Genomic DNA, 14,042 nt, shown 5'->3' on the forward strand with positions numbered 1-14,042 from the left:
GGCGCCGATTGAGGTTGAGCATGCAGGCCGTAGAAGTTAAGAACTTCCTTGAAGAAAAGTTGCCGGGAACCCGGGTCGAAGTTGAAGGCGAAGGCTGCAACTTCCAGCTGAACGTAATCAGTGACGAATTGGCGGCCCTGAGCCCGGTCAAGCGTCAGCAGCAGATCTATGCTCACCTGAACCCGTGGATCACCGATGGCAGCATCCATGCGGTAACCATGAAATTTTTCAGCAGCGCAGCCTGGGCTGAGCGCACCTGAGCCAACTTGGCGGCGAGATTCCAATGGACAAACTGATTATCACTGGCGGCGTTCGTCTCGATGGCGAAATCCGCATTTCCGGCGCAAAGAACGCAGCGCTGCCGATTCTGGCGGCCACCCTGCTGTGCGACGGCCCGGTCACCGTCGGCAACCTGCCGCACCTGCACGACATCACCACCATGATCGAGCTGTTCGGTCGCATGGGCATCGAGCCTGTGATCGACGAGAAGCTCGCGGTGGAGATCGACCCACGCACCATCAAGACCCTGGTCGCGCCGTATGAGCTGGTGAAGACCATGCGCGCCTCGATCCTGGTGCTGGGCCCGATGGTCGCCCGTTTCGGCGAGGCCGAAGTGGCCCTGCCTGGCGGCTGCGCCATTGGCTCGCGCCCGGTCGACCTGCACATCCGCGGCCTCGAGGCGATGGGCGCGAAGATCGAAGTCGAAGGCGGCTACATCAAGGCCAAGGCGCCTGAAGGCGGCCTGCGCGGTGCGCACTTCTTCTTCGACACCGTCAGCGTGACCGGTACCGAGAACATCATGATGGCCGCTGCCCTGGCCAAGGGCCGCAGCGTGCTGCAGAACGCCGCGCGCGAGCCGGAAGTGGTCGACCTGGCCAACTTCCTCAACGCCATGGGCGCCAAGGTGCAGGGTGCCGGTACCGACACCATCACCATCGACGGCGTCGAGCGCCTGGGTTCGGCGGTATACCGCGTGATGCCCGACCGTATCGAGACCGGCACCTACCTGGTAGCCGCTGCCGTGACCGGCGGTCGCGTCAAGGTCAAGGACACCGATCCGACCATCCTCGAGGCGGTACTGGAGAAGCTCAAGGAAGCCGGTGCCGAAATCACCACCGGTGAAGACTGGATCGAGCTGGACATGCACGGCAAGCGGCCGAAAGCCGTGAACCTGCGCACCGCCCCGTACCCGGCGTTCCCTACCGACATGCAGGCTCAGTTCATCTCCCTCAACGCCATTGCCGAAGGCACCGGCGCGGTGATCGAGACGATCTTCGAAAACCGCTTCATGCACGTGTACGAGATGCACCGCATGGGCGCACAGATCCAGGTCGAAGGCAACACTGCCATCGTCACCGGCACCAAGACCCTCAAGGGTGCTCCGGTCATGGCCACCGACCTGCGGGCTTCGGCCAGCCTGGTCATTTCGGCGCTGGTCGCCGAGGGCGACACCCTGATCGATCGCATCTACCACATAGACCGTGGCTACGAGTGCATCGAAGAGAAACTGCAGATGCTGGGCGCGAAGATCCGTCGCGTACCGGGCTAGCCCTGCACTCGGCGCAGGGACGCGCCACAAGAATCGATTGCCGTCGGGCGCCTGCACGGGTCCGGCGGCTAAAGCCGCTTAAGGATTGACGTTTCCCATGTTGACCATCGCGCTGTCCAAGGGCCGCATTCTCGACGACACCCTGCCATTGCTGGCAGAGGCGGGCATCGTGCCTACCGAGAATCCGGACAAAAGCCGCAAGCTGATCATCCCGACCACCCAGGACGATGTGCGCCTGCTGATCGTGCGTGCCACCGACGTGCCGACCTACGTCGAGCATGGCGCCGCCGACCTGGGCGTGGCCGGCAAGGACGTGCTGATGGAGTACGGCGGCCAGGGCCTGTACGAGCCGCTGGACCTGCAGATTGCCCAATGCAAGCTGATGACCGCCGGTGCCATCGGCGCTGCCGAACCCAAGGGGCGCCTGCGCGTGGCCACCAAGTTCGTCAACGTCGCCAAGCGCTACTACGCCGAGCAGGGCCGTCAGGTCGACATCATCAAGCTGTACGGCTCGATGGAGCTGGCACCGCTGATCAACCTGGCCGACAAGATCATCGACGTGGTCGACACCGGCAACACCCTGCGTGCCAACGGCCTGGAACCCCAGGAACTGATCGCCACCATCAGCTCCCGGCTGGTGGTCAACAAGGCCTCGATGAAGATGCAGCACGCACGCATCCAGAGCCTGATCGACGCCTTGCGTCTGGCCGTGGAATCGCGACACCGCGGCTGACCCCTGCGCGCGACCTTCGCTGTCGCGCCCGTCTATCCGCGTCATAGCCAATTTGCTCGGGTGCCCGCGCGGATGGACTGGTAGCTTAGGGCGCCTGAGCATCCGCCATTTACCGAGGCCTTAGCCATGACCACGTCCACTGCAATTCGCCGACTCAACGCTGCTGACCCGGATTTCGCCCGACATCTGGATCATCTGCTGAGCTGGGAAAGCGTGTCTGACGATGCGGTCAACCAGCGGGTGCTGGACATCATCAAGGCCGTGCGCGAGCGCGGCGACGCGGCGCTGGTGGAATTCACCCAGCGTTTCGACGGCGTCCAGGCCACCTCCATCGATGACCTGATCCTGGGGCGCGAGCGCCTGGAGCTGGCCCTGAGCCGCATTACCCCGGCGCAGCGCGAGGCGCTGGAAACCGCCGCCCGCCGGGTGCGCAGCTACCACGAAAGGCAGAAGCAGGACTCCTGGACCTACACCGAGGCCGACGGCACCGTGCTGGGCCAGAAGGTCACGCCGCTGGACCGCGCCGGGCTGTACGTACCGGGTGGCAAGGCGTCGTACCCCTCGTCGGTACTGATGAACGCGATTCCGGCCAAGGTTGCCGGGGTGTCCGAAGTGGTCATGGTGGTACCCACCCCGCGTGGTGAAATCAACGAGCTGGTGCTGGCTGCGGCGTGCATCGCCGGGGTCGACCGGGTGTTCACCATCGGTGGCGCCCAGGCGGTTGCCGCACTGGCCTACGGCACCGAGAGCGTGCCGCAGGTAGACAAGGTGGTCGGCCCGGGCAACATCTACGTGGCCACCGCCAAGCGCCATGTGTTCGGCCAGGTGGGCATCGACATGATTGCCGGCCCGTCGGAGATCCTCGTGGTGTGCGACGGCCAGACCGACCCGGACTGGATCGCCATGGACCTGTTCTCCCAGGCCGAGCATGACGAAGACGCCCAGGCGATTCTGGTCAGCCCCGATGCCGAGTTCCTCGACCGCGTGGCCGCAAGCATCGACAAGCTGCTGCCGGGCATGGACCGCGCCGAGATCATCCAGACCTCCATCAATGGCCGTGGCGCACTGATCCACGTGCGCGACATGCAGCAGGCCATCGAGGTGGCCAACCGCATCGCCCCCGAGCACCTGGAGTTGTCGGTGGCCGACCCGCAGGCCTGGTTGCCGCAGATCCGCCATGCCGGTGCGATCTTCATGGGCCGCCACACCAGCGAAGCGCTGGGCGACTACTGCGCTGGCCCCAACCACGTGCTGCCTACCTCCGGCACCGCACGGTTCTCCTCGCCGCTGGGGGTGTACGACTTCCAGAAGCGTTCCTCGATCATCTTCTGTTCCGAGCAGGGCGCTTCGGACCTGGGTCGCACCGCGTCGGTGCTGGCCCGTGGCGAATCCCTGAGCGCGCACGCACGCAGCGCCGAATACCGCATCCTTGGCGATCACACCCCTGTCGATAAAGAGGGCAACTGAGCATGAGCAAATTCTGGAGCCCCTTCGTCAAGGACCTGGTGCCTTACGTGCCGGGCGAGCAGCCCAAGCTGAGCAAGCTGGTCAAGCTCAACACCAACGAAAACCCCTATGGCCCTTCGCCAAAGGCGCTGGAGGCCATGCGCGGCGAGCTCAACGACAACCTGCGCCTGTACCCGGACCCCAATGGCGACCGGCTCAAGCAGGCGGTGGCCAGCTACTACGGCGTGCAGGCCAGCCAGGTGTTCCTGGGCAACGGTTCGGACGAAGTGCTCGCGCACATTTTCCACGGCCTGTTCCAGCACGATGCGCCGCTGCTGTTCCCCGACATCAGCTACAGCTTCTACCCGGTGTACTGCGGCCTGTACGGCATCCCGTATGAGGCGGTAACGCTGGACGAGCAGTTCCAGATTCGTGTCGAGGATTACCAGCGCGCCAACGGCGGCATCATCTTCCCCAACCCGAACGCACCCACTGGCTGCCTGCTGGCGCTGGAGGCAGTCGAGCAGATGCTGCAGGCCAACCCGGATTCGGTGGTGGTGGTCGACGAAGCCTACATCGACTTCGGCGGCCAGACCGCCATCAGCCTGGTGGACCGCTACCCGAACCTGCTGGTGACCCAGACCTTGTCCAAGTCGCGTTCCCTGGCCGGCCTGCGGGTCGGGCTGGCGGTCGGCCACCCGGACCTGATCGAGGCGCTGGAGCGCATCAAGAACAGCTTCAACTCCTATCCGCTGGATCGCCTGGCCATCGTCGGCGCGGCGGCGGCGTTCGAGGACCAGGCGTATTTCGAACAGACCTGCCGTCAGGTGATCGACAGCCGGGAGCAGTTGGTGGCGCAGTTGACCGACCGCGGTTTCCAGGTGCTGCCGTCGGCGGCCAACTTCATCTTTGCCCGTCACCCCGAGCAGGATGCCGCTGCGCTGGCGGCCAAGTTGCGCGAGCAGGGCGTGATCGTGCGCCACTTCAAGCAGCAGCGCATCGCGCAGTTCCTGCGTATCAGCATCGGTACGCCCGAGCAGAACCAGGCGCTGCTTGACGCCTTGAACTGATCGCGCCTTGTCTTTCGCCAGCTAGGCGGGCTCCTGCGGGAGCCGGCCTAGCTGGCGATTGCATCGACGTGGCCCGACAGGCTATTCTCCGCCCCTCAGATTCGTCCGATGATTGGATGTAAGCACGTCAATGACTCAACTCATCAAACGCTCCCTTGTCGAGCAGGCCGTCGAACAACTGCGCCAGCGCGTCGCCGATGGCGCCTGGACCGTCGGCCAGCGCCTGCCCACCGAGCCCGAACTGGCCCTGGAACTGGGCATCAGCCGCAATACCGTGCGTGAAGCGATGCGCGTGCTCGCCTTCAGCGGCCTGGTCGAAGTGCGCCAGGGCGACGGTACCTACCTGCGCGCCAATGTCGACCCGCTGGCCACCGTGCAGGTGCTGTCGCGTTGCAGCCTCGAGCAGGCCCGCGAAACCCGGCACATCCTCGAAGCCGAGGCCATCGGGCTGGCGGCGCTGCGCCGCACCGACGACGACCTCAAGGGGCTGCATGAAGCCCTGCAGCACAGCGCCGAGCACTTTCACGACGACCTCGACAGCTACGTGGCCTGCGACCTGGTGTTTCACCAGCGCCTGGTGGACGCCGCACACAACCCGGCATTGAGCGAGCTGTACCGCTACTTCTCCGCCGTGGTGGCGTGCGCCGTGCACCACAACATGCGCGAATCGCGTTGCCAGGGCGTGTTCGACCTGCACCGCGACATCCTGCAGGCGGTCGAGCAACGCGACCCGGAACGGGCCAAGGCCCTGAGCAGAACCCTTATCAATGAAGCCTGACGCAGAGACAGCCATGCCCAAACCCAACCCGCCGCTCGAAGAACTCCTGATCGACGCCGAAGCCGACGACGCCCAGCTGCAACCGCCCGCCGTGCTGCAGCGCCCGTGGCTGTTGCTGCTGGGGCTGGTACTGGTGGCACTGAACCTGCGCCCGGCGCTGTCGAGCATGGCGCCGTTGCTCGGGCAGGTGTCCGACAGCCTGGGGCTGAGTGCTTCGCAGGCCGGCCTGCTGACCACGCTGCCGGTACTGTGCCTGGGCCTGTTCGCGCCGCTGGCACCGATCCTGGCGCGTCGCTTCGGCAGCGAGCGGGTGGTGCTGGGCATTCTGCTCACGCTGGCGTGCGGCATCTTGCTGCGCAGCTCGCTGGGCAGTGTGGGGCTGTTTGCCGGCAGCATCCTGGCCGGGGCCAGCATCGGCGTGATTGGCGTGCTGCTGCCGGGCATCGTCAAGCGCGACTTCCCCAAGCATGCCGGCGCCCTGACCGGCGTGTACACCATGGCCCTGTGCCTGGGCGCGGCCCTGGCGGCCGGCGCCACCGTGCCGTTGAGCCAGCACTTCGACGACAGCTGGGCGCTGGGCCTGGGTGTCTGGCTGATTCCGGCGGTGGTGGCGGCGCTGTTCTGGCTGCCCCAGGCGCGCCACGGGCATGGCAAGCATGCGGTGGCTTATCGGGTGAGGGGGCTGCTGCGCGATCCGCTGGCCTGGCAGGTGACCCTGTACATGGGCCTGCAGTCGTCGCTGGCGTACATCGTGTTCGGCTGGCTGCCCTCGATTCTGATCGGCCGTGGCCTGAGCCCGACCGAGGCCGGGCTGGTGCTGTCCGGTTCGGTGATCGTGCAACTGGCCAGTGCCCTGACCGCGCCGTGGCTGGCCACCCGTGGCAAGGACCAGCGCCTGGCCATCGTGCTGGTGATGCTGCTGACCCTGGCCGGCCTGTTCGGCTGCCTGTATGCCCCGTTAGGCGGGCTGTGGGGCTGGGCGGTGGTACTGGGTATCGGGCAGGGCGGCACCTTTGCCCTGGCGCTGACCCTGATCGTGTTGCGGTCGAAGGACTCGCATGTGGCGGCCAACCTGTCGAGCATGGCCCAAGGCATCGGCTATACCCTGGCCTCGATGGGGCCGTTCGCGGTGGGCCTGGTGCATGACGTGACCGGTGGCTGGGACGCAGTGGGCTGGATCTTCGCGGTGCTGGGCGTGGGTGCGATCGGTTTCGGGCTCAAGGCCGGGCGGGCGTTGCAGGTGGGTGTGGTCAGCGAACGGGTCTGACTTCGCGTGGCTGCCATCGCGGGTCTGCACTGCACCTGTGGGAGCGGGCCTGACCTGCCATGGGGCACATCATTCGCACCGTATATACCCGTAGCTTTCAGCCATCACTCGGCCTATCGTTCACGTCCGTTCCCCTGTAATGGACCGCGCCCATGAGCGACGCCAACATCGCGCTGATCACACGTTTCTACCAGGCCTTCCAGCGCCTCGACGCCGAGGCCATGGTCGCCTGCTACAGCCCCGAGGTGGTGTTCAGCGACCCGGCCTTCGGTACCCTGCGTGGCAAGGACGCCGCCGACATGTGGCGCATGCTCGCCAGTCGCGCCAAGGATTTCTCCCTGACCTTCGACAGCGTGCGCGCCGACGAGCGCAGCGCCACTGCGCACTGGGTGGCCACCTACCTGTTCAGCCAGACCGGTCGCGTGGTGGTCAACGACATTCAGGCACGTTTCGTGATCCGCGACGGGTTGATCGTCGAGCATCACGATCATTTCGACCTGTGGCGCTGGGCCCGCCAGGCGCTGGGTACCAAGGGCCTGCTGCTGGGCTGGACACCGCTGGTACAGGGCAAGATTCGCCAACAGGCGGCAAAAGGCCTGCGCGCATTTCAGGCCGGGCGTTGACGGGGTAAGCTGTCGCCTTCACCCCTGTACGCAGATGCCCGTGACCGAAACCCCCACCTCTCGCAAACCCTGGTATGTCTATCTGGTACGCACCGCCAACGGTTCGTTGTACTGCGGCATCAGCGACAACCCCGAGCGCCGTTTCAATGCGCATCAGAGCGGCCGCGGTGCGCGTTACTTCAGCACCAGCCCGGCAGTGGCGCTGGTGTATGTGGAAGCCTGGCCGGACAAGGCCGAGGCGCTGCGCCAGGAACGCCTGGTGAAGAAGCTGCGCAAGTCGGCCAAGGAGGCACTGGTGGCCTCCTGGACGGGGCTCAGTCCTTGCGACGCTTGAGCTGATCGGTGAGCTGGGTGGGCAGGCCCTTGATGATCAGGGTGCCGGCCTCTTCGTCGTACTCGATCTTCGAGCCCAGCAGGTGTGCCTCGAAGCTGATCGACAGGCCCTCGGCGCGGCCGGTGAAGCGGCGGAACTGGTTCAGGGTGCGCTTGTCGGCCGGGATCTCCGGCGACAGGCCGTAGTCCTTGTTGCGGATATGGTCATAGAAGGCCCGCGGGCGGTCCTCGTCGATCAGTTCCGACAGCTCGCTCAGGGTCACCGGCTCGCCTGCCTTGGTCTGGCTGGTGGCGTACTCGACCAGGGTCTGGGTCTTTTCGCGGGCGGCTTCCTCGGGCAGGTCCTCGCTCTCGACGAAGTCGCTGAAGGCCTTGAGCAGGGTGCGGGTCTCTCCCGGGCCGTCGACGCCTTCCTGGCAGCCGATGAAGTCGCGGAAGTACTCCGAGACCTTCTTGCCGTTCTTGCCCTTGATGAACGAGATGTACTGCTTGGACTGCTTGTTGTTCTGCCACTCGGAGATGTTGATGCGAGCAGCCAGGTGCAGCTGGCCCAGGTCCAGGTGGCGCGAGGGGGTCACGTCCAGGTCGGCGTTCACCGCCACACCTTCGCTGTGGTGCAGCAGGGCGATGGCCAGGTAGTCGGTCATGCCTTGCTGGTAGTGGGCGAACAGTACGTGGCCACCGGTGGACAGGTTCGACTCTTCCATCAGTTTCTGCAGGTGCTCGACGGCCACGCGGCTGAAGGCGGTGAAGGTCTTGCCTTCATCCAGGTATTCCTTCAGCCAGCCGCTGAACGGATGGGCGCCGGACTCGGCGTGGAACAGGCCCCAGGCTTTGCCCTGTTTGGCGTTGTAGCTGTCGTTGAGGTCGGCCAGCAGGTTCTCGATGGCGGTCGACTCGGCCAGTTCCGAGTCGCGTGCGTGCAGCACGGCAGGGCTGCCATCGGGTTTCTTGTCGATCAGGTGGACGATGCAATGACGGATCGGCATGGGATTCTCGGCTGAAAATAGGGCGCGACATACGGCGCTGCAAAGCGGCCAAGTGTAACCCAGCCGGGGGCTTGAGCAGGGTATGGATGTGTGTCGACGCAAGGGTTGTTCATTTTTTGTGCGATTTTTTGCGAAATTTGCTGCAAACCCCCGAAAAACCAGAACATTTGGCCTGTGGGAGGCGGATATTTATCGCTTCGTGTGGTAGTTTTGCCCGGTCTTGCGCACCGCGTGTGGCGCATTGCTGGCAGACCGCTGATGTCACGTCGAACCAAACGCATTTTTGTGTATCTACATACGCGATTGGCAATGGATATACCCCGGACCGCCGAAGACTCGCGGGTCTGGGCCGATGGCTGACGCTGCACTCTGCAAACCAACTGAATTTGATAGGGAAGGAACACCACCATGGCATTGACCAAAGACCAACTGATCGCCGATATCGCCGAAGCTATCGACGCGCCGAAAACCACCGCGCGTAACGCTCTGGAGCAACTGGGCCAGATCGTTGCTGATCAACTGGAAAATGGCAGCGAAATCACCCTGCCGGGTATCGGCAAGCTGAAGATCACCGAGCGTCCTGCCCGTACCGGTCGTAACCCTTCGACTGGCGCTGCCATCGAAATCGCTGCCAAGAAAGTCGTCAAGTTCGTTCCAGCCAAAGTGCTGACCGACGCTGTAAACAAGTAATTGTAAACAGCTTCTGAAAACCGCGTCCGGTGCGAGCCAGGCGCGGTTTTTTTGTGGGTGCTGCGCATGCCCCTAGGGGGCGGGTTTCGTCCAGCGCAGCTGGCGCCACGCTGCGCGCGCCTGAGGTGTCTGGAAGGTCCAGGCCACCAGGCGGCTCTGTTTCTGCCCCTGGCCCATCTCCAGCACGCGGTGCTCTACTGCGCCGGCCTTGTTCAGGGCCGCCTCGATACCCGGCAGGTTCGATGCCTTCGACACCAGGCTGCTAAACCACAGCACCTGTTGGCCCAGGGCCACGCTTTCATTCACCAGCTGGCTGACAAAGCGGATTTCACCGCCCTCGCACCACAGCTCGTTGTTCTGCCCCCCAAAGTTCAGTACCGGCAGCTTGCGCTTGGGGTCGGCCTTGCCCAGCGCCCGCCATTTGCGCTGGCTGCCACGGGTGGCTTCGTCACGCGAGGCGTGGAAGGGCGGGTTGCACAGGGTGACGTCGAAGCGTTCGTCGCTCTTGAGCAGGCCGGCGAGGATCTGCCGCGCATTGCCCTGCTGGCGCAGGCTGATGACCTTGCCCAGCCCGTTGGCCTGCACGATGGCCTTGGCGGCGCCCAGGGCCACCGGGTCGATGTCCGAGCCCAGGAAGCGCCAGCGGTAGTCGACGTGACCCAGCAGCGGATAGATGCAGTTGGCCCCGACCCCCACATCCAGTGCCTGGATCATCGCACCCCGCGGAATCTCGCCACCGTTGTCGGTGGCCAGCAGGTCGGCCAGGCCATGCAGGTAGTCGGCGCGGCCGGGTATGGGCGGGCACAGGTAGTCGGCCGGGATGTCCCAGTGCTGGATGCCGTACTGGGCCTTGAGCAGGGCGCGGTTGAACACGCGCACTGCCTCGGGGTCGGCGAAATCGATGCTCGGCTTGCCGTGGGGGTTGGTGATCATGAAGCGGCCCAGCTCCGGGCTGCTCTTGATCAGTTGCGGGAAGTCGTAGCGACCCTGGTGGCGGTTGCGCGGGTGCAGGGTGGGTTTGTTGGGTGTGGTCATGAAAGTCCCATAAAAAACGCCGGCAAGACGGGCCCCCTGTAGGAGCCGGCCTTGCCGGCGATGCAAGGCGCAGCCTTGCCAGTGCAGGTAGCAGGGCAGTGTCGCCTGCTTCGCCGGCAAGGCCGGCTCCTACAGTCAGTGAGTATTACAAGGCGGCAATCCGCGCATGCTGCTCGGTGAAGTTGGCCAGGGCCTGTTCGGCCTCGGCCAGCTTGGCGCGCTCCTTGTCGATCACCGCAGGCGGCGCCTTGTCGACGAACGCCGGGTTGGACAGCTTGCCGCCCACCCGCTGCACTTCGCCTTGCAGGCGCTGGATTTCCTTGTTCAGACGCGCCAGCTCGGCATCCTTGTCGATCAGCCCGGCCATCGGCACCAGCACCTGCAGGTCACCGACCAGGGCGGTGGCGCTCAGCGGCGCCTCGTCCTGCTCGCCCAGCACGGTGAAGGATTCGATCTTGGCCAGCTTTTTGAGCAGTGCCTCGTTTTCCTGCAGGCGACGCACGTCTTCGGCACTGGCGTTCTTGAGGAACAGCTGCAATGGCTTGCCCGGGCCGATGTTCATTTCGCCACGGATGTTGCGCACGCCCAGCATCAGTTCCTTGAGCCACTCGATATCGCCTTCGGCCGCTTCATCGATGCGGCTTTCGTTGGCCACCGGCCACGGCTGCAGCATGATGGTCTTGCCTTCGATACCGGCCAGTGGCGCCAGGCGCTGCCAGATTTCCTCGGTGATGAACGGCATGAACGGATGCGCCAGGCGCAGCGCCACTTCCAGCACGCGGACCAGGGTGCGGCGGGTGCCGCGCTGGCGTTCGACCGGTGCGTTCTCGTCCCACAGTACCGGCTTGGACAGCTCCAGGTACCAGTCGCAGTACTGGTTCCAGATGAACTCGTACAGCGCCTGGGCGGCCAGGTCGAAGCGGAACTGGTCCAGCTGGCGGGTCACTTCGGCTTCGGTGCGCTGCAGCTGCGAGATGATCCAGCGGTCGGCCAGCGACAGCTCGTAGGCCTCGCCGTTCTGGCCGCAGTCCTCGCCCTTGTCCAGCACGTAGCGCGCGGCGTTCCAGATCTTGTTGCAGAAGTTGCGATAGCCTTCGACGCGGCCCATGTCGAACTTGATGTCGCGACCGGTGGACGCCAGCGAGCAGAAGGTGAAGCGCAGGGCATCGGTGCCGTAGCTGGCGATGCCTTCGGGGAACTCGGCCTTGGTCTGCTTGGCGATCTTGTCGGCCAGCTTGGGCTGCATCAGACCGCTGGTGCGTTTCTCCAGCAGCGCGTCCAGGGTGATGCCGTCGACGATGTCCAGCGGGTCGAGCACGTTGCCCTTGGACTTGGACATCTTCTGGCCCTGGCCATCACGAACCAGACCATGCACGTACACGGTCTTGAACGGCACCTGCGGGGTACCGTCCTCGTTCTTCACCAGGTGCATGGTCAACATGATCATCCGGGCAACCCAGAAGAAGATGATGTCGAAACCGGTCACCAGCACGTCGGTGGAGTGGAAGGTCTTGAGGAATTCGGTCTGCTGCGGCCAGCCCAGGGTGGAGAAGGTCCACAGGCCCGAGCTGAACCAGGTGTCGAGCACGTCGTTGTCCTGGTTCAGGACCACGTCGTCGCCCAGCTGGTGCTTGGCGCGCACTTCTTCTTCGCTACGCCCCACATAGACCTTGCCCGACACGTCGTACCAGGCCGGAATGCGGTGGCCCCACCACAGCTGGCGGCTGATGCACCAGTCCTGGATGTCGCGCATCCAGGAGAAGTCCATGTTCTCGTACTGCTTGGGCACGAACTGGATGCGGCCGTCTTCGACAGCGGCGATCGCAGGCTCGGCCAGCGGCTTGGTCGACACGTACCACTGGTCGGTCAGCCATGGCTCGATGATGGTGCCGGAGCGGTCGCCCTTGGGCACTTTCAAGGCGTGGTCGTCGACGCTGACCAGCAGGCCTGCGGCATCCAGGTCGGCAACGATCTGCTTGCGCGCCACGAAGCGGTCGAGGCCGGCGTAGGCGGCAGGCAGGCTGGCGTCCAGGCTTTCGTTCAGGCTGCCGTCGAGGTTGAACACCTGGGCTGCCGGCAGCACCGCAGCGTTCTTGTCGAAGCTGTTGAGCAGCGGCAGGTTGTGGCGCTTGCCGACTTCGTAGTCGTTGAAGTCGTGGGCCGGGGTGATCTTCACGCAGCCGGTGCCGAATTCGGGGTCGCAGTAGTCATCGGCGATGATCGGGATCAGGCGACCGACCAGCGGCAGCTTGACGAACTTGCCTATCAGCGCCTGGTAGCGCTCGTCGTTCGGGTTGACGGCCACGGCGGCGTCGCCGAGCAGGGTTTCCGGACGGGTGGTGGCGACCACCAGGTGGTCCTTGCCGTCGGCCGTGGTGGCACCGTCGGCCAGCGGGTAGCGCAGGTTCCACAGATGGCCTTTCTCGTCGTGGCTTTCCACTTCGAGGTCGGAGATTGCCGTGTGCAGCTTGGTGTCCCAGTTGACCAGGCGCTTGCCGCGGTAGATCAGGCCGTCTTCATGCAGGCGCACGAAGGCTTCCTTGACCGCTTCGGACAGGCCGTCGTCCATGGTGAAGCGCTCGCGGCTCCAGTCTACCGACGAGCCCAGGCGGCGGATCTGGCGGCTGATGTTGCCACCGGACTGATCCTTCCATTCCCAGACTTTCTCGAGGAATTTGTCGCGGCCCAGGTCGTGACGGTTCTGGCCCTTGGCCTCCAGTTGACGCTCCACCAGCATCTGCGTGGCGATGCCGGCGTGGTCGGTGCCTGGTTGCCACAGGGTGTTGCGACCCTGCATGCGGCGAAAACGGATCAGGGCGTCCATGATCGCGTTGTTGAAGCCGTGACCCATGTGCAGGCTGCCGGTCACGTTCGGCGGCGGGATCATGATGGTGTACGAATCGCCCGCGCCTTGCGGGGCGAAATAATTCTCTGACTCCCAGGTGTTGTACCAGGAAGTTTCAATGGCGTGCGGCTGGTAGGTCTTATCCATGCGCGGCGGGACCCTATGGCATTTATTCAGGAAAGCCGAGAAGTATAGCGGGGATAAGGGCCGGGGCGTAGCGTGAGGTGCTGGAGTGGGGCAAAAAACTGTGGGGAATTCTTCGCGTAGGAGCCGGCCTTGCCGGCGAAGCGAGCCAAAGGCTCGCCCCCCGTTTTTGATTACGAGCGTGAGTTCAACAACCGCTCCAGGCGGGCATCCAGGCGCCGCTTGATCTCGTTCTCGATATGCGGGGTAAAGTCCTTGATCACATCCTGCATGATCAACTGCGCCGCCGCGCGCAGTTCGCTGTCCAGGTGCAGCAGGGTGTCCTGGCGGCGCGCCTGCGGGTCGGGCTCGGCAGCCGGCTCGGCAGCCACCGGGGCCCGCGCTGCCGGTTCGGCCGGCTCGAGCAGCAACGGTATCTGCTCCTCGACGGTCTCGGTCAGCAGTGGCGGTTCCAGGGCATCGTCACCCAGCAACTGGCGAATCGACTCCAGATCGTCCAGCAAATGCGCAGGTTTTGGCATGGGGGCAGGTTTGTCCATC

The 14,042-nt window shown here is 64.6% G+C and carries 14 protein-coding genes; 10 read left to right on the top strand and 4 right to left on the bottom strand.

Annotated elements, in window-relative coordinates; genetic code table 11:
* Positions 1-20: 20 nt before the first annotated feature.
* From MF6396_RS07185 to MF6396_RS07225, 9 genes are all read left to right on the top strand, one after another.
* Entirely contained in the window at positions 21-260 is a 240-nt protein-coding gene (locus MF6396_RS07185) for a BolA family protein (RefSeq protein ID WP_010223373.1), read from the top strand.
* Positions 261-283: 23 nt separating this feature from the next.
* Complete coding sequence (murA, locus tag MF6396_RS07190; protein ID WP_043862447.1) at positions 284-1,549, top strand: UDP-N-acetylglucosamine 1-carboxyvinyltransferase; 1,266 nt, start codon at positions 284-286, stop codon at positions 1,547-1,549.
* Positions 1,550-1,646: 97 nt separating this feature from the next.
* The gene (gene hisG, locus MF6396_RS07195) at positions 1,647-2,282 is read left to right on the top strand and encodes an ATP phosphoribosyltransferase (protein WP_043862446.1); all 636 of its coding nucleotides are present in this window, start codon (positions 1,647-1,649) and stop codon (positions 2,280-2,282) included.
* 126 nt (positions 2,283-2,408) lie between these two features.
* Positions 2,409-3,749 (top strand): histidinol dehydrogenase, encoded by a 1,341-nt coding sequence (gene hisD, locus MF6396_RS07200; RefSeq protein ID WP_043862445.1) that lies wholly within the window; start codon positions 2,409-2,411, stop codon positions 3,747-3,749.
* A gap of 2 nt (positions 3,750-3,751) precedes the next feature.
* Entirely contained in the window at positions 3,752-4,798 is a 1,047-nt protein-coding gene (hisC, locus tag MF6396_RS07205) for a histidinol-phosphate transaminase (protein WP_078479974.1), read from the top strand.
* A 130-nt stretch (positions 4,799-4,928) separates the two neighbouring features.
* Positions 4,929-5,576, top strand: coding sequence for a FadR/GntR family transcriptional regulator (locus MF6396_RS07210; protein ID WP_058541432.1), 648 nt, complete (start codon positions 4,929-4,931; stop codon positions 5,574-5,576).
* Positions 5,566-6,843, top strand: a complete 1,278-nt coding sequence (locus MF6396_RS07215; protein ID WP_100633030.1) for a CynX/NimT family MFS transporter — start codon at positions 5,566-5,568, stop codon at positions 6,841-6,843. Before MF6396_RS07210 ends, MF6396_RS07215 begins: the two co-directional genes overlap by 11 nt.
* 152 nt (positions 6,844-6,995) lie before the next feature.
* Positions 6,996-7,466 carry a nuclear transport factor 2 family protein gene (locus MF6396_RS07220; protein WP_043862441.1) on the top strand — a complete coding sequence of 157 codons (471 nt, stop codon included), beginning with the start codon at positions 6,996-6,998 and terminating at the stop codon, positions 7,464-7,466.
* Between the two features lie 40 nt (positions 7,467-7,506).
* The gene (locus MF6396_RS07225; RefSeq protein ID WP_229589547.1) at positions 7,507-7,800 is read left to right on the top strand and encodes a GIY-YIG nuclease family protein; all 294 of its coding nucleotides are present in this window, start codon (positions 7,507-7,509) and stop codon (positions 7,798-7,800) included.
* Here MF6396_RS07225 and yejK read toward each other — a convergent pair.
* A complete protein-coding gene (yejK, locus tag MF6396_RS07230; protein ID WP_043862439.1) occupies positions 7,781-8,788 on the bottom strand; it encodes a nucleoid-associated protein YejK in 1,008 nt (335 codons plus the stop codon). The two genes, MF6396_RS07225 and yejK, sit on opposite strands and share 20 nt — an antisense overlap.
* A gap of 408 nt (positions 8,789-9,196) precedes the next feature.
* Here yejK and MF6396_RS07235 point away from each other — a divergent pair, with 408 nt between their 5' ends.
* The gene (locus MF6396_RS07235) at positions 9,197-9,478 is read left to right on the top strand and encodes an HU family DNA-binding protein (RefSeq protein ID WP_009398256.1); all 282 of its coding nucleotides are present in this window, start codon (positions 9,197-9,199) and stop codon (positions 9,476-9,478) included.
* Positions 9,479-9,550: 72 nt separating this feature from the next.
* On the opposite strand, the gene rlmF is transcribed toward MF6396_RS07235, so the two are convergent.
* From rlmF to MF6396_RS07250, 3 genes are all read right to left on the bottom strand, one after another.
* Positions 9,551-10,513 (bottom strand): 23S rRNA (adenine(1618)-N(6))-methyltransferase RlmF, encoded by a 963-nt coding sequence (gene rlmF / locus MF6396_RS07240; protein WP_043862438.1) that lies wholly within the window; start codon positions 10,511-10,513, stop codon positions 9,551-9,553.
* Positions 10,514-10,658: 145 nt separating this feature from the next.
* Positions 10,659-13,505: a valine--tRNA ligase gene (locus MF6396_RS07245; protein WP_078479975.1), complete on the bottom strand. Its 2,847-nt coding sequence runs from the start codon at positions 13,503-13,505 to the stop codon at positions 10,659-10,661.
* 170 nt (positions 13,506-13,675) lie between these two features.
* Complete coding sequence (locus tag MF6396_RS07250) at positions 13,676-14,041, bottom strand: hypothetical protein (protein WP_043862436.1); 366 nt, start codon at positions 14,039-14,041, stop codon at positions 13,676-13,678.
* Position 14,042 lies beyond the last annotated feature (1 nt).

The organism is Pseudomonas sp. MF6396 (assembly GCF_002018915.1).
GTDB classification, from domain to species: Bacteria; Pseudomonadota; Gammaproteobacteria; order Pseudomonadales; family Pseudomonadaceae; genus Aquipseudomonas; species Aquipseudomonas palmensis.